Source organism: Stenotrophomonas sp. INTA L402-1 (genome assembly GCF_059295135.1).
The window spans coordinates 14,599-32,755 of sequence record NZ_JCAFWP010000010.1 but is presented as its reverse complement, the minus strand read 5'-3'; the positions used below and the strand labels follow the sequence as shown (position 1 = coordinate 32,755).

The window sequence follows — 18,157 nt, the reverse complement described above, 5'->3', positions numbered from 1 at the left end:
GCGCCATCACCAGATGATTTCACGCGAGCGCGGGAAGTAACGGCGGGCGGCGAGCAAGTAAAACGAAAACGCCGGGCAATGCCCGGCGCTTCGCATCCCGTCTGGTGGAGAGCCCCCCTTTGTTAAGGGGGGCGCGCCAACGGCGCGGGGGATAGGTGAAATGCGCGGGCAATTCACCGGAGGTGGATCAGTTCTGAGGAGCGACGTTCCTCAGAACTGGCCACCGAACGTGAATTGCAGACGTTCGATCTTGTCATCGTCTTCCTTCTTCAGCGGGAAGGCGTAGCTGATCGAGATCGGGCCGACCGGGGCGCGCCACAGCAGGGCCACACCGGTGGACACGCGCAGTTCGTTGGCCTTGAAGTTCTTGGTGCCGTTGTAGACGTTACCGAAGTCGACGAAGGCGGACACGCGTGCCGACGGGCTGTCGAACAGGCGCGGGAAGTAGGCTTCGACCGAACCGACGGTCTTCAGCGAACCACCCAGCGGCTGGCCTTCCGGGTAGCCGTTGGTGACTTCGCGCGGGCCGAGGGTGTTGTCTTCGAAGCCGCGCACCGAGTTGGTACCGCCGGCGTAGAAGTTCTCGAAGAACGGCAGGCCGCTGGCGGTCACCGTACGGGTGGTGCCGTCCGGGTTGGTCAGCGTGCGGGTGTAGTCGTTGCCATAGGCATCGCCGTAGCCCACTTCGGCACGGGTGTTGATCACCAGCGACGGCATGATCGGCCAGTACTTGCTGATCTGGTAGTTCAGCTTGTAGTACTCGATGGTCGAACCCGGCAGCGTGGTTTCCAGGCCGATGCGCTGGTAGGTACCGCGGGTCGGCATGAAGTAGTCGTTGCGCGAGTCACGCGCCCAGCCCAGCTCGGTGCGCCAGGCATGGAACGTGCGCCTACCGACGGCGTTGATGTAGTCGATGATCGACTGCGGGGTCGAGCCCTGGTAGGTGGTGATCTGGTTGCTGTCGATGCCGAACATCAGCGAGACGGTATCGGTCTCGGTGATCGGCACGCCGAACACCACCTGCGCCGAACCATTGGTGCTGTTGTACTGCGCGGTGTTGAAGTCGGAGTAGTCCAGTTCGCGCCAGGACAGGTTGTAGCCCAGCGACACGCCGTCATCGGTGAAGTACGGGTTGGTGTAGCTGAAGCCGTAGCGCTGCAGGTAGCTGCTGCGCGAGGCTTCGACCGACACGCGGTTGCCGCCGCCGAGGAAGTTGTTCTGCGACAGCTGCACCGAGGTGGTCATGCCGTAGGACTGCGAGTAGCCCAGGCCGAACACGAAGCTGCCGGACGTGGTTTCCTTGACGTTGTAGACGACGTCGACCTGGTCGTTGCTGCCGCTCACGGCCGGGGTTTCAACGTCCACCGACTCGAAGTAGCCCAGGCGCTGCAGGCGGATCTTGGAGCGGTCGATCGCGGCCTGCGAGTACCAGCTGTTCTCGAACTGGCGCATTTCGCGACGCATCACTTCGTCGGACGTACGCGTGTTGCCACGGAACAGGATGCGACGCACCGACACGCGCGGGCCGGGCACGACCTGCATGTTGATCGCCACGGTCTGCTCGGGGCGGTTGGTGGTCGGGATCGGGTTCACCTTGGCGAACGCGTAGCCGATGTTGGACAGCGAGTTGGTGATGGTGTCCGAGCTGAATTCCAGCAGCGCACGCGAGAACGTGTCGCCGGACTTCTGGATCACCATGCGCTCGACGTCCTCCTGCGGAAGGATCGTGTCGCCGCTGACCTTGATCTCGGAGATCTTGTACTGCGCACCTTCGGTCACGCCGGCGGTGAGGAACATGTCGCGCTTGTCGGGGCTGATCGACACCTGGGTCGAATCAATGCTGAAGTCGACATAGCCGCGGTCGAGGTACCAGGAATTGAGCTTTTCCAGGTCGCCGGACAGCTTTTCCTTGGAGTACTGGTCGTCACGGCGGTACCACGATGCCCAGTTGTGCTCCTTGGACTCCCAGGTCTCCAGGATGTCCTTGCTCTCGAACTTCTCGGTGCCGACCAGGTTGACGTGACGGATCTTGGCCGCCTTGCCTTCCTTGATGGCGATCGCGATGTCCACGCGGTTGCGGTCCAGCGGGCTCACCGTCGGGGTGATCTCGACGTTGTACTTGCCGCGGTCGTTGTACTGGCGACGCAGTTCCTGGGTCACGCGGTCCAGGCTCAGGCGATCGAAGGTGCCGCCCTCGGTCAGGCCGATGTCGGACAGGCCCTTGAGCAGCTGCTCGGACTTGATGTCCTTGTTGCCGGTCACGGTCAGCTTGTTGATCGCCGGGCGTTCCTTGACGGTCACCACCAGGATGCTGCCCTGGCGGTCCAGCTGCACGTCCTCGAAGAAGCCGGTCTTGTACAGGGCGCGGATGGTCTCGCCGACCTTGTTGTCGGTGACCGTCTCGCCACGCTCCACCGGCAGGTAGGTGAATACCGTGCCCGAGCTGATGCGCTGCAGGCCATCCACGCGGATGTCGCTGACAGTGAAGGGCTCGGCTGCCTGGGCCAGGGCGGGAGCGCCGGTGACGGCGGCGAGGGCGAGGGCCAGCAGGCGGCGATTGGGGAGTCGCGTCATGTCACGTCCGGTAGGAAGGTCGATTTCATTGGTGCGGGATGCCGACGCTGTAGACGGCAACAACGTGGAAAAGTTCATCGCGGGACCAGGCCGAGGATGTCGTTGTAGAACGCCAACCCCATCAGCCCGGCCAGCAACGCCAGGCCGATGTACTGGCCGGCGGCGATGGCACGCTCGCTCAGCGGGCTGCCCTTGACCAACTCGATAAGGTAATACAGCAGGTGGCCGCCGTCCAAGATCGGGATCGGCAACAGGTTGATGATGCACAGGCTGAGTGACAGCAGGGCAAGGAACTGCAGGAACCAGTCCAGGCCGCGTTTGGCCGAGATGTTGGCTACCCGGGCGATGGTGACGGGCCCGGAAACGTTCTGCAGCGAGGCTTTGCCGGTGACGATGCGGCCCATCATGCCCAGCGAATCGGCCGCCAGGCGGCCGGTTTCGCGCACGGCCACGGTGACCGCGTCGAGCGGGCCATAGCGCAGCAGGGTGTCGTAGGGAGGGCTGAACGAGGTCGGGAACTGCACGCCGATCTGCCAGATCGGCTCGCCCTTTGAATCCTTGCCCTGGCGCGGGGTGACTTCCAGCGCCAGGCGCTCGCCGCCCCGCAGGACCTCGATCATGCCCGGGCCGCCGGCGCGGCCCAGCGTCTGGATCTCGCCGATGACCTGGTCGGCGCCGTCGATGCGCTGGCCGTCGATCGCTACGATCAGATCGCCCGGCTGCAGCTGCCCGGCCACCACGGAGTCCGCGGTGAGCGACTCGACCAGCGCCGGTTGCAGCCACGACTGCCAGTACAGGCCAGCCAGGATCGGCACGCGCCGTTCATCGAAGCCGGGGGGCAGCTGCGACAGCGGCAGGCTGCGCACGCGCACCTGGTCGGCCGGGTCCAGCACTTCCAGCTTCACGTCGCGGCGGTCCATCGCGGCGGCGGTCAGCGCCATGCTGGCCTCGCCGAGGGTGACCACCGGGCGCTCGTCCACGCGCAGCACGCGGTCGCCGCTGGTCAGGCCGGCGCTGGCGGCGATGCCGCTGACACGGCCGATGGTCGGCGAATAATCCTGCTTGCCGATCACGAACATCGCCCACAGCAGCAGGATGCACAGCAGCAGGTTGGCGATCGGTCCGGCGGCGACGATGGCGATGCGCTGCCAGACGGTCTTGTGGTTGAAGGCCTGGCCGCGCTCGTGCGGGTGCACTTCGACCTCGCGCTCGTCCAGGAACTTCACATAACCGCCCAGCGGGATGGCGGCGATGGCGAACTCGGTGCCGTGCCTGTCCCGGCGCGACCACAGCGGCCGGCCGAAGCCGACCGAGAAGCGCAGGATCTTGACCCCGCACAGGCGCCCGACCCAGTAATGCCCGAACTCGTGGAACGTGACCAGCAGCCCGAGGCTGACAATCATCCACCAGACCGATCCGATGAAGTCAGTCATGCAGGCTCACAGTGGCGGGCAGGGGCGGCGTCGTCATGCTGGGCGAGGCGGTCGTTCAGGCGGCGTCGATGGCGTTCAGGGTCAGCTGGCGTGCCCGCTGGTCGGCGGACAACAGGACCTCCAGTGTATCGGCTGGCTGGGTCGGCAGTGTTGAAAGAGCGTTAGCAACCAGCTCCGGGATGGTCAGGAAACCGATCCGGCCCTGAAGAAACGCTGAAACCGCCTCTTCATTGGCAGCGTTCAGCACCGCCGGGGCGGTGCCGCCGGCCTGCATCGCCTGCCAGGCCAGGGCCAGGCAGGGGAAGGCGTCGGTGTCCGGGGCCTCGAAATCGAGCCGGCCCTGGGCCAGCAGATCCAGCCCGGATACGCCCGATTCAATGCGTTGTGGCCAGCCCAGGCCAACGGCCAGTGTGGTGCGCATGTCCGGCAGGCCCATCTGCGCCAGAGTCGAGCCGTCCACGAACTCGACCAGCGAGTGGACCAGGCTCTGCGGGTGCACCAGCACTTCGATGCGCTCACCGGGGATGCCGAACAGGTGGTGGGCCTCGATCACTTCCAGGCCCTTGTTCATCAACGTCGCCGAATCGACCGAGATCTTCGGCCCCATCGACCACTTCGGGTGGGCAACGGCCTGGGCCGGGGTGACCTGGGCCAGTTCGGCGCGGCTGCGGCCACGGAACGGGCCGCCGGAGGCGGTCAGCAGGATGCGGCGCACGCCGGCGCCATCCACGCTGGCATCGCGCGAGCGCAGGCACTGGAAGATCGCGCTGTGTTCGCTGTCGATCGGGATGATCTCGGCGCCGGCGCGTTCTGCGGTGCGGGTCAGCAGCTCACCGGCCAGCACCAGCGATTCCTTGTTGGCCAGCAGGATGCGCTTGCCCGCGGCGGCGGCGGCCAGGGTGGAAGACAGCCCGGCCGCACCGACGATGGCGGCGACCACGGTGTCGCAGGCATCGCTGGCGGCCAGCTGGTCCAGCGCGGCATGGCCGGCATGCGCCTCGGTGGCCAGTCCGGCATCGCGCAGGCCATCGCGCAGCTCAGCGAACAGCGATTCGTCGGCGATCACCGCGTGCGCGGGCCGGTGCTGGCGGCACAGTGCCAGCAACGCCTGCACCTGACGACCGGCGGCCAGCACGGTGGCCTGGTAGCGCTGCGGGTGGCGGGCGATCACGTCCAGCGTGGAGGCACCGATCGAGCCGGTGGCGCCGAATACGGCGACCCGGCGCAGGTCTGCGACAGCATTCATGGTCAGAACCCGAAGATTTCCTTGCCGAGTGCGAACACCGGCACTGCAGCCAGGACGCCGTCGACACGGTCGAGTACGCCACCATGGCCCGGAATCAGGTGGCCCGAGTCCTTGGCGCCCGCGTGGCGCTTGATCAGGCTTTCGAACAGATCACCCAGCACCGAGGCGAATACGGCCACCACCGAAGTGATCAGCAGGCCCGGCAGGTGTGCGGTATCGATGCCGGCCAGCCAGCCCAGGCCGACGGCCACGGCGACACCGGCCAGCAGGCCGCCGAACAGGCCTTCCCAGGTCTTGTTGGGGCTGATGCGCGGGGCCAGCTTGTGCTTGCCGAAGTGACGGCCGGCGAAATAGGCGCCCGAATCGGCCGCCCAGACCAGTGCCAGCGCAGCCAGCAGCCACAGGTGGCCCTGCTTGCCCGGCGGATCGCCGCCCGCATGGATCAGCACGAGCGCGGCCCAGGCCGGAACGATGGCCAGCGTTCCGGCCAGCATCTTCACGATGCGCGAGGGTGCCGACGGTTGCGCGCCGAAATTGAAGAAGCGCAGCCAGACCAGCGCCGCCAGCCACCAGGCAACACCGGCCAATGTGGTGATCTGGAACAGCACCAGCGTGCTGCCATCGGCCCACACCAGCAGCACCATCAGCAGCAGGTTCAGTACCAGCAGCACGGTGCGCGCCAGGGTGTCTTCGATGCCGGCCAGCTTCAGCCACTCCCACAGGCCGATCAGCAGCACCGCAGCGGCCGCCGCTGCCAGCCATTGGGTCGGCAGCAGCAGGATCGCGGCAATGGCGACCGGCGCCATGATCAGCGCGGCAAGGACTCGGGTCTTGGTCATGGGCTGGAAGTCTCGGTGGCCAGTGCGGCGATCTGGGCGCTGGTCAGGCCGAAACGACGCTCACGGCTGCCGTAGGCGTCCAGCGCCTGCTGCAGCAGGGCGGGATCGAAGTCTGGCCACAGCGCCTCGGTGAACCACAGCTCGGTGTACGCCAGCTGCCACAGCAGGAAGTTGCTGATGCGGGTGTCGCCACCGGTGCGGATGAACAGGTCCGGTGGCGGCAGGTCGGCCAGGGCGACCTGGCTGCCCAGCAGCGATTCGTCGATCTGTTCGGGCAGCAGGCGGCCGGCGGCGACTTCAGCGGCCAGCGCGCGCGCGGCACGGGCGATGTCCTGGCGGCCACCGTAGCTGGCGGCGATCGACAGGGTCAGGGTGGTGTTGTCTGCGGTGCGCTGCTCTGCCAGCTGCATGCGGCTGACCAGCCCGGCACCGAAGCGTTCGCGCTCGCCGATGAAGCGCACGCGCACGCCGCGCCGATGCAGCTCGTCCACTTCGCGGTCGAGCGCGCCGAGGAACAGCTTCATCAACGCATCGACTTCTTCCTGCGGCCGGCCCCAGTTCTCGCTGGAAAACGCGAACAGGGTCAGCGCCGGAATGCCCAGCTCAAGGCAGCGCTCGATGGTGCGGTTGACCGCACGCGCGCCGGCGCGGTGGCCGATCACGCGCGGACGACGGCGCTGCTGTGCCCAGCGTCCATTGCCATCCATGATGATGGCAATGTGGCGGGGCAGGGCGGCCGGCAACGGAGGCGGGACTGAAGGCATCGACTTCAGACCGACAGCAGTTCTTTTTCCTTGTCGGCAACGACCTTGTCGACGTCCTTGATGTTGGTGTCGGTCAACTTCTGGATGTCGTCCTCACCGCGCTTCTTCTCGTCTTCGCTGATCGCCTTGTCCTTGACCAGCTTGGCGATTTCCTTGTTTGCGTCCTGACGGATGTTGCGGATCGCGATCTTGGCGCCTTCGCCTTCCTTCTGCACCTGCTTGGCCAGCTCCTTGCGGCGCTCTTCGGTCGGCGGCGGCATGTTGATGCGGATCGCGGTGCCCAGGGTGTTCGGGGTGAACTCGGCGTTGTAGAGGCCCTTTTCGATCTCCTTGATCATGCTCTTGTCGAACGGCGTGACCAGCAGCGAGTGGGCATCGGCGTTGGAGATCGATGCGACCTGGTTCAGCGGGGTGCTGGCGTTGCCATAGGCGCTGACCGTGACGCGGTCCAGCAGGGCCGGGGTGGCGCGGCCGGTGCGGATCGAGGTGAGGGTGTGCTTCAGAGCGTCGATGCTCTTGGCCATGCGCGTCTGCGCGTTGTTCTTGATGTCGTTGAGCATCGCCCGGTCCTGGGTGTAACTGGAATCGGGCGATTATAGGCGAATACGGGACGCTGCCGGGCCAGAATCGGCCCGGAGCTCGCCTGGCGCTCAGGCTCAGGCCGGGTCGCGGCCCTGGACCAGGGTGCCGATGTTCTCGCCGCTGAGGATCTTCAGCAGCTCGCCCGGCTGGCCCATGTCGAACACGCGCATCGGCAGGTCGCTGTCGCGGGCCAGTGCGAAGGCCGCGGTATCCATCACTTCCAGGCCGCGGCGGATCACTTCGTCGTAGCTCAGGCTGTCGAAACGGACCGCGTCGCTGTGCTTGTTCGGGTCCTTGTCGTACACGCCATCGACCTTGGTGGCCTTCAGCAGCAGGTCGGCACCGATCTCGATCGCACGCAGCGCGGCGCCGGAGTCGGTGGTAAAGAACGGGCTGCCGACGCCGGCGGCGAAAATCACCAGGCGGCCCTTTTCCAGGTGGCGGATGGCGCGGCGGCGGATGTAGTCCTCGCACACGTCGTTGATCTTGATCGCGCTCATCACGCGGGCCTTGGCGCCCAGCTTTTCCAGGGCGTCCTGCATGGCCAGGGCGTTGATGACCGTGGCCAGCATGCCCATCTGGTCGCCGGTGACCCGGTCCATGCCGCCAGCGGCCAGGCCGGCGCCGCGGAAGATGTTGCCGCCGCCGATCACCAGCGCCACTTCGGCACCGGCCTGCTGGGCTTCGATGACCTCACGGGCCAGGCGATTGATGATCTTCGGGTCGATGCCGTAGTCCTCATCTCCCATCAGCGCCTCCCCGGACAGTTTCAGAAGGATGCGGCGATAGGCGAGCTTGGACATAGGGACCTCGGGTGCGTGGAAATCGCGGGCGATTCTACGCGCATGCGGCGTTGGGCCAAAGTGTTTTGTGCACTGCGGCGCGAAATCCTGCCGTCCGCCCCGCTCACGCGGGGCGTCCCGTTCAGCCCAGCTCGGCGCCGGCGGTGGCTGAAAGCTCGTCGTGGCCGAGGGCGCCGGGGGAGCGGGCGATCACCCGGTTGCGGCCCAGGTTCTTCGAGCGGTACAGCACATCGTCGGCTGCGCGCAGCAGGTCCTGCACGTCGGCAAAGCGTTCGTAGCCGCCCTGGGTGGCCACGCCGGCGGAGAAGGTGACGAACAGCGGGCCTCCCTCCAGCTCGGCCATCGGCGTGGCGACGATGTTGGCCAGCACACGCCGGATCACGTCCAGCGCCACCGATTCACTGGTGTTGGGCAGCAGCGCGACGAATTCCTCGCCACCGAAGCGGGCCACGGTGTCGCTGTTGCGCAGCTGGCCCTGCAGCTTGCCGGCAAAGGCGCGCAGCACCTCGTCGCCGGTCAGGTGGCCGTGGGCATCGTTGATCTTCTTGAAGTCGTCCAGGTCGATGAAGGCCACCGACAGCGGCCAGCCCTGGCGCCCGGCGCGCAGGAACTCCTGTTCCAGCACCGCCTCCAGCTGGCGGCGGTTGAGCACGCCGGTCAGGGCGTCGCGGTGGGCCTGGTCGGCCAGGCGCTTGGCCCGCGCCTCGAATTCGTCGGCGCGGCGGCGTGCCTGATCGGCATCCTGCAGCTCGCGCAGGTTGCGCAGGGTGGCCAGCTCCTGTGCGTGGTCGATCAGCTCACGGACCCGCGAGGGCGAGTTCAAGCCGGCCTCGAACAGGCTGGCGATATCCGGCAGGGCATCGCTGATGCGGGTCAGCACCTGGTCGAAACGGGCGCTGTCGAGTTCCAGCCGGTCATGCACCTGGTGCAGGGCGCGTTCGCGGGCGGCATCGGCGTCTTCGTCCAGCCAGATGTCGGCGACAGCGCCGGACAGCTGTACGCAGGCCTGGAACGGCGAGGCGGCAGCGTCGTCGTCCTCGCTGTGGCTGATGCTCTCCACCAGGTAGCGCGGCAGGCCCCACTGTTCGGCCACCCAGGCGCCGACATCGGCGTGGCTGCAGCCCAGTTCCTCGCGCTCGCGTGCGACCAGATCGGTATTGTCACGGGCTTCGCGCAGCAGTGGCAGGTAGCGCTCCGATTCGGCCTGGGCCAGGCACAGCACGCCCAGGTCCTGCAGCAGCCCGGCCAGCATCAGTTCCTCCAGCCGGCGCAGGCCGCGCGCCTGGCCCAGCTGGCTGGCGGCCAGGGCGCTGAGAATGCTGCGCTTCCACGCGCGCTGGCGCAGGTCGTGGTCGGCACCGCCGCCACCGGTCAGGCCCTGGGTGACGGTGAAGCCGAGGGCGAGGCTGATCGTGGCATTCAGGCCGAGCATGGTCAGCGCCTGGCCGAGGTTCTCGATGCGGCGGCGGCTGGCGTACAGCGGCGAATTGGCGATGCGCAGCATGCGAGCGCTCAGCGCCATGTCGATGGCGATGATGTTGGCGGCGGTGGCGATGTCCGCTTCCGGGTCCTGGGCCAGCTCGATGATGCGCAGGGCAATACCGGGTGGCGAGGGCAGGTTGCGGCAGAGCGCCAGGGCAGCTGTCAGCTCGGGAGGCATGTCGGGTCGTTCAATTCCATTGGGACAAGAATACCTAGGAATGCATCACAGTCCGCGATTTTCGTTCCTGCTATGTGACTGTGGATTCCCTGCGCCGAGTATCGGCTTGATTCGCGCGCAACGCAAAGGTGCCGGAGTGCGCACCAACGGTGTGCACCCACCGATGGGGCATGGGTTCATCCCTTGGCCCATACGTAAAAAAGGAGCCGCGGTTTCCCGCGGCTCCTTCTGGTCGCTTCACAGCCGGAAGGCTGGAATCAGACCTGCATCGCCTTGGCAACTTCAGCGGCGTAGTCTTCCACCACCTTCTCGATGCCTTCGCCGACGATCAGCAGCTTGAAGCCCGCCACGTCGGCGCCAGCGGCCTTGACCACCTGCTCGACGGTGGTGTCGCCCAGCACGTAGGTCTGGCCGTACAGGGTCACGTCGCTGACGATCTTGTTGATCTTGCCGCTGATGATCTTTTCCAGGATCTCGGCCGGCTTGGCCTTGTCCTTTTCGGACATCTTGGCCAGCTCGATTTCCTTTTCCTTCTCGACGAACTCGGCCGGGACGTCCGCAGCCTTGTTGTGCGGCGGCTTCAGGGCTGCCACGTGCATGGCCAGGCCACGGGCCAGCTCGACGTCGCCGCCGACCAGGTCGACCAGCACGCCAACCTTGCCGTTGGTGTGGACGTAGGCGCCGATGGTGTTGTTGCCATCAACCTTCACCATGCGACGGATCTGGATGTTTTCACCCAGGGTCTGCACGGCGGTGGCGCGGGCTTCTTCAACGGTGCGGCCATCGGCCAGCTTGGCAGCCTTCACGGCTTCGACGTCGTTGGCGCCCGATGCCAGGGCGGCAGCGGCGACGGCATTGACGAAGGACTTGAAGTTGTCATCGTTGGCGACGAAGTCGGTTTCCGAGTTGACTTCGACCAGCACGGCCTTGCCGCCATCCTGGGCCAGGCCCAGACGGCCTTCGGCGGCCACGCGGTCAGCCTTCTTGTCGGCCTTGGCAGCGCCGGACTTGCGCATGGCTTCAGCAGCAGCGTTGATGTCGCCGTTGGCTTCGGTGAGAGCCTTCTTGCATTCCATCATGCCGGCGCCGGTGCGCTCGCGCAGTTCCTTGACCAGGGAAGCAGTGATTTCCACGGGATTACCTCACGAAAGAAAGGGGTTGGGCCGGCATGGTGGCCGGCCCGTGTGACACGGTCCTGTCACGCGCCAAAGGCTGCGCGCAGGGAGGGTGGACGCCGGGCGTCCACCCCGGGGCCTGGATCAGGCCTGGGCGTCGTCGCCCTTCTTGGCAGCCTTCTTGGCCGGAGCGCGGCGGGCCGGCTTCTCTTCGCCTTCAGCAGCGGCTTCGGCGAACTCTTCCTCACGCACCGAAGCAGCGTGCGGAGCAGCAGCCTTGCCTTCCAGCACGGCGTCGGCAGCGGCGCGGGCGTACAGCTGCACAGCGCGGATGGCGTCGTCGTTGCCCGGGATGGCGTAGTCCACCAGTTCCGGGTTGTAGTTGGTGTCGACCACGGCGATGACCGGGATGCCCAGCTTCTTGGCTTCCTTGATCGCGATGTCTTCGTGGCCGATGTCGATCACGAAGATGGCGTCCGGCAGACGGTTCATGTCCTTGATGCCGCCCAGCGAGGCTTCCAGCTTGTCGCGCTCGCGACGCAGGCCCAGCACTTCGTGCTTGACCAGCTTCTCGAAGGTGCCGTCGGTTTCACCGGCTTCCAGTTCCTTCAGGCGGGCAACCGACTGCTTGACGGTACGGAAGTTGGTCAGGGTGCCGCCCAGCCAACGCTGGTTCATGAACGGCATGCCGCAACGCTCGGCTTCTTCCTTGATGGTTTCGCGGGCGCTGCGCTTGGTGCCCAGGAACAGGACGGTGCCGCGCTTCTGGGCAACCGACGAGATGAAGTTCATCGCATCGTTGAACAGCGGGACGGTCTTTTCCAGGTTGATGATGTGGATCTTGCCGCGGGCGCCGAAGATGTACGGAGCCATCTTCGGGTTCCAGTAGCGGGTCTGGTGGCCGAAGTGGACGCCGGCTTCCAGCATCTGACGCATGGTGACCTGGGGCATTGCAATACTCCTGATATGGAACCGGCGATTCCGCCCGCGGGATAGGTATGCGGGACGCGTGGAAGCGCGGATGGTTCCGGGGTTGGGCTTCCCTGTTGCCTCCGTGGCCGAACTCCTTGCGGAGCACCCCGGCACGGATGGGGGCAGCAGGTGTGGATTCACCGGTGACGTCCGGTGTGGACGGTCTCCCGCGCACGCAGGCGGCAGGAATCCGGTCGATTATAGCCCGCTGGGAGCGCTCGCTGCAATTGCCGGGTCCGGCGCGGTCAGATCGACCACGCGGCCGTCCCGCAGCCGGGCCTGGAAATGGCCACCGGCATAGCCGTCGGCATGGACGGGGAGGGCCCAGCGGCGTTCCCGGCCCGCCAGCAGGTAGCCGGCCAGTCCCGGCAGCAGCAGGGTGCGGCGTCCATCGCCGGCGACGAACGCAAGATCGTGCAGGCGGGCGTGAACGGAACCTGCGTTGCGCAGTCGCAGAAGAGGCTGCGACGTGCCGGGCTCGATCCCGGCATGCAGGTCCGGCCGCGCCAGGGGCGTCGCATGCCCCCGGAACAAGGGCAGCGAGTAGCGTGGCAGGCCCGGTCCGCTGGGGCTCAGGATCACCCGGTAGGCCTGCTCGACGGCAACGGGCGACGTCTCCCGAGGCAGCAGCCAGATGCGTTGACGGGTGCCGGGTGGGAGGTCGAGCCGGGCGGGGCTGGCCAGGATCTGGTCGCTGGGCCGCAGCTTTTCCGCATCGACCTGCTGTTCCCAGGCCAGGATCCGAACCTCGCCCTGCCAGCGGCCGGGCCCGGGGTTGTACAGCCACAGCTCGCCGTGCCCCCCTTCGGCGGGCAGCTGCAGGGTGGTGGGCACCAGGTCCAGCGCCGCAGCGGGCAGTGCCAGCAGCAGTGCCAGCAGGCTCAGCAGGATGCGCATCAGTAGATGAGGGTCACGGCAGGCGCCGCGTCGTCGCTGTCGGCCGGCGGCGCGAGGTCGCGGATCTGTTGCGGAAGCTCGGGCGCGTCGCTGCTCCGGTGCGGTGCCGCGCATCGGGTGTTGCCGGCATCACTGCTGCAGCCCTCGACCACGGTCAGCCGGATCTGCAGGGAGGTGCTGCCGGGATCGGCCCACGCGGGCATACTGGCGACCAGCATCGCCCCGATCAGAAGTGCGCGAACCACCTGCCATCCACCGTACTGTAGGACCCGTTGCGCGGTATCGGCCGGATCGGCCGAATCTGTAGGGTCGACTGCCAGTCGACTGGTCCTGCCGCAGGAGGGATGCGCGCATCCACGCACGGCGTGGATCTACCGAAACCCACCCCGGTGGGTGCCGACCATTCCAAACCCACCCCGGTGGGTGCCGACCATTCCAATCCATCCCGGTGGATGCCGACCATTCCAATCCATCCCGGTGGATGCCGACCGTTGGTCGGCACACAGGTCAGTAAGTGATCGTCACCTGCACCCGATCGTTGTAGGTACCGGCCGGGGGTTGGCCGGTGACCGGCGGCACCCGGCCATGGATGGTCAGCTGCTGCGCGCTGCCACTTCCGGTGCCGCCAACGGTATCGACATTGAGGGTATTGCCCCAGCGCAGGCTGCGCGCGGCGTCGCGGTACAGCTCATAGGGGAGGTAGTAGGTGCCGCTGCCAATGGTGGTGGCCATGCGCCGGGTGGTGGAGGCGGCGGGGTTGTTCTGGCCGTTGTTGAGGCTGATCTGGTAGGCGGTGTTCTTCAGGCAGGTCAGCGTGAGCGTGGCGGTCCGGTCGATGTTGGCGGAAATGCTGCCGGTGACGTTGCCGAAGTCCATGTTGGTGGTGACGTAGCTGCCGCATTGCGGCAGCACGTTGGCAGTGGCAGTGAAGCTGAAGGCCGCACTGGCGCTGTTGGTGCCGGTTGCGCCGCCGTTGCAGGCGGCCGGCACGGTGGCGTTGCCGAGCAGGACTTCGTTCCAGGCCCAGGTGAGCACCACGTTGGCGCCACTGAAGGTGCTGCTGTAAGCACCCGAAGCGAGGATCTGGTTGGCGGGGATCTGCGCGAACAGCTGCACGGACTGCGCACCGCTGCCGCCGGTCAGCAGCGGCACGTTGTAGCTCATGGTCAGTTCCTGCGCCGGCGGCGTGCCGCGTGGCACCAGGCCGGTGACCTGGCCGTAGCTGGCGTTGTTGTAGAGCTGGAAATTCATGGTGTCGCTGGTGGAAGTGGACATCGTGCGGAAGGTGGAGCTGCTGCCGCCGCCACTGCCTGCGCCGATACCCACGCAGACGCGGACGCCGGTGGTGGCCAGCAGGCTCAGTGCGGCGGTGGTGCAGGTCACCGTGATGTTCAGCGTCGCCGCCGTAGGGCCGGGAGCGTTGCTGTTGATGTTGCCGAACGGCAGGGTCGGGTTCGCGGTTGCCGTGCAGACCGCTGTCGCCTGGGCCGGTAGTGCCGCGAGCAGGCCGGCGAACAGCAGCATGCCGAGCAGCAGCACTCTCATGGCGCCACCTCCGGGATGCACGGCAGCGGTGCCGGCTTCGGCCGGGCGCCGGACGCCACTACCTTGGGCTGCTCGGGTACCTTCACCCGGCACTGGCCGCGGCTGGTGGTGATGTACAGCACGCTGCCGGCAGCGACGTCTTCCAGATACAGCAGGCCGTCATAGCCCACCGTGGCCTGGCGTCCGCCGGGCAACTGCACTTCGCTGCCCACTTCCAGCGGCTGCCCGTCCATGCTCTGAAGCGTCAGGCTCAGAGAGGGCCGCGAGCGCAACTGGAATGTCACGTGGGTCCCAGCGCGCTGGCGCGGCGTCACCCAGTCCTCGATGCGGTCGGCACGCATGTCCTCGGGCAGGTCCAGGGTGTCGATCGAGACCCGGTTGCGCTGCCAGGACAGCAGCGGGCTGACCAGCAACAGGCCACGATCATCGGTGACGCCGATCAGGCGGTTCTCCAGCCGCACCGGCACGCCACCGACACCATTGGTGCTGATCACCGCGAATGCATCGGAGACCTCGCGGGTGGCGAACGCGTGCCCGCCCATCCAGACCAGGCTGCCACTGGCGCTGCCGTAGGCATAGTTGAGCCCGCTCTGGCGCGAGGCGCCGAAGGAGTAGCGGCCGACGTCATTGAGGATGCCGACTTCGGCCAGGCCGCCACTGCCGTCCTCGCCGTGGCGCACCTGCGCGCGCCAACCGATGCCGCCTGCACTGCCATCGCCGGGCACCGGCTGGGTGACATCGGCCACCCAGGTCTGGCTGTCGCCATTGCGCTGGCTGGACAGGCTGGCCTGGCGGTTGTTGCCCAGGCTGGCGGTCACCGACAGATAGATGCTGCGGTCATCACTCTGGTCCAGGTTCTGGTTCACCGAGAGGTAGGCTGACCAGCGCTGGCTCCAGGTCCGCGACCAGAACAGGCTGGCGTAGCGGTTGTCTTCGCCATCGGGGTAGCGCAGGCGCAGGTAGCTGGCGCTGAGCGTGCCCAGCCGCAGCAGGTCGGCGCCGACCGTGGCCTGTTCGCTGATGCTGGGTGGCAGGTTGCCCTGCAGTGCGCCCAGGTCGCGGTAATCACCATGGCTGCGCACGGTGCGCAGATTGACGTTGAGTCGGCGGTTGTTCCAGCTGTAACCCAGCGCCCACTGGCCACCCTGCAGGCCCTGGTAGTTGCTGTGCGCATAGGCGGCGTTGAACACGCCCGCGCCGCCGAGCAGCCACCCGCCGCCGATGCCGGCCTGGGCCAGGCCACCGCCGCCTTCGGCATGCGCTTCACCGGTGAAGGTATCGCTGATGCCGCCGCGCCAGCTGGCACTGGCCACGGTGCGGTCGTCGTAGGCGAAGGAGCGCTGGCCGAAGTCCTCGCGCAGTTGGCCAACACCGACCGACCAGTCCGACAGGCCCTTGGCCAGCAGTTGCTGGGTGCCATAGAAACTGAAATCCAGTGTCTGCATGCGGCCGAATGCGTCGGTGACCACCACCTGTGCGCTGCCGGTGCCGCTGATCCCCGGCTGTGCGGCCAGCTGGAACGGGCCGACCGGGACCTGGCCGCTGTACTGGCGCAGGCCATCGACGTACAGCTCGACCGTGGACGGCACCACCGCCTGGCCGAGGAAACTGGGCGTGGGGGGCAGCACGCGATAGGGCTGCAGGCCGTAGTTGCGACCGATCTGCAGGCCACCCAGGCGCACCGGACGGGTCCAGTCGACGAAGCCGCTGTAGAAATCGCCGACCTCCAGCGTCATCGCCTGGTCGGGGAAATCCAGGCTCCAGCGCGTATCCAGGCGCACGCTCTCCCCTCGCCAGCGACGGTCGCCAGGCTGCTGGTAGCGCCGGCTGACCGCGGTGTTCTCGAAGGTGCCGTTGCCGACGCCGAACAGGCGCAGTTCGGAGCTCAGGCTGAGGTTGCCCAGCGTATCCACCCGGCTGCCATACACGTCGTAGTTGAGCAGCAGTCCGGTTGAGGCACTGCCTGCGGGCGCGCGTGTCTGCGGGCGGCTGAGCACGGTGGTTGGCAGGGTCAGCTGGTCCAGTGGCACGTCCAGCGCCAGGGTCTGCAGGCGTGCGTCATAGCGCACCACCGCGCCGCTGATCTGGTCCAGGTACACCGGTGCATCGCCGTGGGCGTTGAAGCCGAGCTGGCGCAGTACGTCGGGGCTGGCCTGCAGGCGGCCACGGTTCTCGATGAAAGGCAGCAGTCCGCGTGGGGTGCTGTTGAGCGAAACGTCCAGGTACAGCGTCTGGTTGGCGGTCAACGGTGTGGGCGGTGGCAGCATCGCATCGGCGGAGATGCCTGATACATCGGCGGTGGCGGTAGCCGCTGCACCGGACACATCGGCGGCTTGGGTCGCCGCAGGAGCCAGGGCAGCAAGCAGCGCGCCCATCAACGCCTCAGCGAGCCGATGGGGGCGACAGCGGCGTCTGTTCCGACTCGCCATTGAGCTTGGCCGTGATCTGGTCGTTGTCGCGGTCGATCGCCGTGCGCTCGATCGGCCAGCGCATCACCTGCCCGGGCAGCACGTAACCCAGCAGTCCGGGATGCACGATGCGTGGGCGCGTGGGGCTGCCCAGCGCAAGATCGGCGATCTGCGCATAGCTGTTGCCTGCGTTGGCCACCTCGACGCCGTTGCGGCCATCGGGCAACTGCACCAGGCGGGCCTGCAGCTGCGGCGCAAGCTTGCCGGCGGCGGGCTGCACGAACACCGGTATCGAATAGCGCAGCACGAACTGCATGCCGTCGGCGCGGGTGGCCAGGTCGGGCACCTCGTCGACAATCAGCCTGTAGTACTGCTGTGCCGGCGGTGGCGTCCTGTCCGGACGCATCACCCGGACCAGCTGCTGCTGCCCGGCAGCCAGTTCCTGCATCGGCGGGGTGACCACCAGTTCATCGGTGGGCAACAGTTGCTCCTGGCCGTCCTGCTGCACCCAGCGGAACACCCGAACCTGCAGCTTCACCGGCGAGGTGCCACTGTTGGTCAGCCAAAGCTCGCCGGCACGCTGGCGCGCTTCCAGCTGCAGGCTGGTCGGGGCGACCTGCAGGCTGGTGGCTTCGACCGGGGCGGCGAATACCAGGCTCAGGACGAGCAGCGCCACGCCGGTGGCGCGCCACGGGCGGGGTCCGGCCATGCGGGCGTGCTCCATCAATAGGTGATCGTGGCGGTAACCGTATCCAGGTAGTTGCCGGTCGCCGGGTTGTTGGTGCTCAGGTTCAGGATCTGGCCGTAGACGATGTAGGGCACGGCCAGGCCGGTGCCGATGCCAGCCTGGGTGTTGGTGCCGGAGGTGGCACCCCAGACCAGGGTGTGCGCGGCGTCCTGGTAGAGCTGGTAGCCGACGTAGTTGTTGGCGGTCACCGCGGCGTTGGTGTTCTTCATCCGGCGAGTGGTGACGTCATTGGCGGTGCTGGCATTGGCACCCGCATTCAGTGAAATCGTGTACGGGGTCAGTGCCGAGCACTGCGCGGTCACCGTGCCCTGACCCAGGGTGGGGGTCGCGGTGGTCGAGGCCGCCGTGCCGAAGTCAACGTTGGTGGCGGCAGCAGCCGTGATCGTGCAGGCCTTGGTCACCACCAGGGTGACATTGAAGGTGGTGGTGTCTGCGGCCAGGGCCGGGCCGGACAGCAGGACCCCGGCCAGGGCCCAGGCAAGCGGGGAACGAAGCGCGGATCGCATGGACAACCTCCCTGACCCGAAGGTCCGTTGAACAAGGCGAAGGCGGCACGTTCGGCACCGCTTCG

The 18,157-nt window shown here is 67.0% G+C and carries 16 protein-coding genes; all 16 read right to left on the bottom strand.

What is annotated here, in order from left to right; all coding sequences use genetic code 11:
• Nucleotides 1-210: 210 nt before the first annotated feature.
• The 16 genes from bamA to AC5O77_RS08035 all read right to left on the bottom strand — a co-directional run bounded on the left by bamA (nucleotide 211) and on the right by AC5O77_RS08035 (nucleotide 18,092).
• Nucleotides 211-2,574: an outer membrane protein assembly factor BamA gene (bamA, locus tag AC5O77_RS08110; protein ID WP_049463624.1), complete on the bottom strand. Its 2,364-nt coding sequence runs from the start codon at nucleotides 2,572-2,574 to the stop codon at nucleotides 211-213.
• Between the two features lie 74 nt (nucleotides 2,575-2,648).
• The gene (gene rseP / locus AC5O77_RS08105; protein ID WP_032127946.1) at nucleotides 2,649-4,007 is read right to left on the bottom strand and encodes an RIP metalloprotease RseP; all 1,359 of its coding nucleotides are present in this window, start codon (nucleotides 4,005-4,007) and stop codon (nucleotides 2,649-2,651) included.
• Between the two features lie 55 nt (nucleotides 4,008-4,062).
• Nucleotides 4,063-5,253, bottom strand: coding sequence for a 1-deoxy-D-xylulose-5-phosphate reductoisomerase (locus tag AC5O77_RS08100; RefSeq protein ID WP_049399539.1), 1,191 nt, complete (start codon nucleotides 5,251-5,253; stop codon nucleotides 4,063-4,065).
• A 2-nt stretch (nucleotides 5,254-5,255) separates the two neighbouring features.
• On the bottom strand, nucleotides 5,256-6,092 hold the full coding sequence (locus AC5O77_RS08095; RefSeq protein ID WP_010486331.1) for a phosphatidate cytidylyltransferase: 837 nt from the start codon (nucleotides 6,090-6,092) through the stop codon (nucleotides 5,256-5,258).
• Nucleotides 6,089-6,856 carry a polyprenyl diphosphate synthase gene (gene uppS / locus AC5O77_RS08090; RefSeq protein WP_032127943.1) on the bottom strand — a complete coding sequence of 256 codons (768 nt, stop codon included), beginning with the start codon at nucleotides 6,854-6,856 and terminating at the stop codon, nucleotides 6,089-6,091. The genes AC5O77_RS08095 and uppS overlap by 4 nt, the downstream gene beginning before the upstream one ends.
• 5 nt (nucleotides 6,857-6,861) lie before the next feature.
• Nucleotides 6,862-7,416, bottom strand: coding sequence for a ribosome recycling factor (gene frr / locus AC5O77_RS08085; protein ID WP_032127942.1), 555 nt, complete (start codon nucleotides 7,414-7,416; stop codon nucleotides 6,862-6,864).
• A gap of 96 nt (nucleotides 7,417-7,512) precedes the next feature.
• On the bottom strand, nucleotides 7,513-8,241 hold the full coding sequence (gene pyrH, locus AC5O77_RS08080; protein ID WP_010486325.1) for a UMP kinase: 729 nt from the start codon (nucleotides 8,239-8,241) through the stop codon (nucleotides 7,513-7,515).
• 121 nt (nucleotides 8,242-8,362) lie between these two features.
• On the bottom strand, nucleotides 8,363-9,901 hold the full coding sequence (locus AC5O77_RS08075; protein WP_478057891.1) for an HDOD domain-containing protein: 1,539 nt from the start codon (nucleotides 9,899-9,901) through the stop codon (nucleotides 8,363-8,365).
• Nucleotides 9,902-10,158: 257 nt separating this feature from the next.
• Entirely contained in the window at nucleotides 10,159-11,034 is an 876-nt protein-coding gene (tsf, locus tag AC5O77_RS08070) for a translation elongation factor Ts (RefSeq protein WP_032127939.1), read from the bottom strand.
• 126 nt (nucleotides 11,035-11,160) lie between these two features.
• Entirely contained in the window at nucleotides 11,161-11,967 is an 807-nt protein-coding gene (gene rpsB / locus AC5O77_RS08065) for a 30S ribosomal protein S2 (RefSeq protein WP_005408748.1), read from the bottom strand.
• A 219-nt stretch (nucleotides 11,968-12,186) separates the two neighbouring features.
• On the bottom strand, nucleotides 12,187-12,885 hold the full coding sequence (locus AC5O77_RS08060; RefSeq protein ID WP_478057892.1) for a fimbrial biogenesis chaperone: 699 nt from the start codon (nucleotides 12,883-12,885) through the stop codon (nucleotides 12,187-12,189).
• Nucleotides 12,885-13,103, bottom strand: coding sequence for a hypothetical protein (locus AC5O77_RS08055; protein ID WP_154353600.1), 219 nt, complete (start codon nucleotides 13,101-13,103; stop codon nucleotides 12,885-12,887). The genes AC5O77_RS08060 and AC5O77_RS08055 overlap by 1 nt, the downstream gene beginning before the upstream one ends.
• 289 nt (nucleotides 13,104-13,392) lie before the next feature.
• Nucleotides 13,393-14,430 carry a Csu type fimbrial protein gene (locus AC5O77_RS08050; protein WP_478057893.1) on the bottom strand — a complete coding sequence of 346 codons (1,038 nt, stop codon included), beginning with the start codon at nucleotides 14,428-14,430 and terminating at the stop codon, nucleotides 13,393-13,395.
• Nucleotides 14,427-16,805 (bottom strand): fimbria/pilus outer membrane usher protein, encoded by a 2,379-nt coding sequence (locus tag AC5O77_RS08045; protein ID WP_478057894.1) that lies wholly within the window; start codon nucleotides 16,803-16,805, stop codon nucleotides 14,427-14,429. The genes AC5O77_RS08050 and AC5O77_RS08045 overlap by 4 nt, the downstream gene beginning before the upstream one ends.
• A 7-nt stretch (nucleotides 16,806-16,812) precedes the next feature.
• Nucleotides 16,813-17,562, bottom strand: a complete 750-nt coding sequence (locus AC5O77_RS08040) for a fimbrial biogenesis chaperone (protein WP_049399527.1) — start codon at nucleotides 17,560-17,562, stop codon at nucleotides 16,813-16,815.
• Nucleotides 17,562-18,092 carry a Csu type fimbrial protein gene (locus AC5O77_RS08035; protein ID WP_032127934.1) on the bottom strand — a complete coding sequence of 177 codons (531 nt, stop codon included), beginning with the start codon at nucleotides 18,090-18,092 and terminating at the stop codon, nucleotides 17,562-17,564. The genes AC5O77_RS08040 and AC5O77_RS08035 overlap by 1 nt, the downstream gene beginning before the upstream one ends.
• Nucleotides 18,093-18,157: the final 65 nt, after the last annotated feature.

What these genes read in the sequence shown, in the direction of transcription:
- AC5O77_RS08060 (WP_478057892.1), bottom strand. Translation starts at nt 12,885, where the DNA reads ATGCGCATCCTGCTGAGCCTGCTGGCACTGCTGCTGGCACTGCCCGCT.
- AC5O77_RS08035 (WP_032127934.1), bottom strand. Translation starts at nt 18,092, where the DNA reads ATGCGATCCGCGCTTCGTTCCCCGCTTGCCTGGGCCCTGGCCGGGGTC.
- AC5O77_RS08100 (WP_049399539.1), bottom strand. Translation starts at nt 5,253, where the DNA reads ATGAATGCTGTCGCAGACCTGCGCCGGGTCGCCGTATTCGGCGCCACC.
- bamA (WP_049463624.1), bottom strand. Translation starts at nt 2,574, where the DNA reads ATGACGCGACTCCCCAATCGCCGCCTGCTGGCCCTCGCCCTCGCCGCC.
- pyrH (WP_010486325.1), bottom strand. Translation starts at nt 8,241, where the DNA reads ATGTCCAAGCTCGCCTATCGCCGCATCCTTCTGAAACTGTCCGGGGAG.
- AC5O77_RS08075 (WP_478057891.1), bottom strand. Translation starts at nt 9,901, where the DNA reads ATGCCTCCCGAGCTGACAGCTGCCCTGGCGCTCTGCCGCAACCTGCCC.
- AC5O77_RS08050 (WP_478057893.1), bottom strand. Translation starts at nt 14,430, where the DNA reads ATGAGAGTGCTGCTGCTCGGCATGCTGCTGTTCGCCGGCCTGCTCGCG.
- rpsB (WP_005408748.1), bottom strand. Translation starts at nt 11,967, where the DNA reads ATGCCCCAGGTCACCATGCGTCAGATGCTGGAAGCCGGCGTCCACTTC.
- uppS (WP_032127943.1), bottom strand. Translation starts at nt 6,856, where the DNA reads ATGCCTTCAGTCCCGCCTCCGTTGCCGGCCGCCCTGCCCCGCCACATT.
- AC5O77_RS08055 (WP_154353600.1), bottom strand. Translation starts at nt 13,103, where the DNA reads ATGCTGGTCGCCAGTATGCCCGCGTGGGCCGATCCCGGCAGCACCTCC.
- AC5O77_RS08095 (WP_010486331.1), bottom strand. Translation starts at nt 6,092, where the DNA reads ATGACCAAGACCCGAGTCCTTGCCGCGCTGATCATGGCGCCGGTCGCC.
- frr (WP_032127942.1), bottom strand. Translation starts at nt 7,416, where the DNA reads ATGCTCAACGACATCAAGAACAACGCGCAGACGCGCATGGCCAAGAGC.
- rseP (WP_032127946.1), bottom strand. Translation starts at nt 4,007, where the DNA reads ATGACTGACTTCATCGGATCGGTCTGGTGGATGATTGTCAGCCTCGGG.
- AC5O77_RS08045 (WP_478057894.1), bottom strand. Translation starts at nt 16,805, where the DNA reads ATGGGCGCGCTGCTTGCTGCCCTGGCTCCTGCGGCGACCCAAGCCGCC.
- AC5O77_RS08040 (WP_049399527.1), bottom strand. Translation starts at nt 17,562, where the DNA reads ATGGAGCACGCCCGCATGGCCGGACCCCGCCCGTGGCGCGCCACCGGC.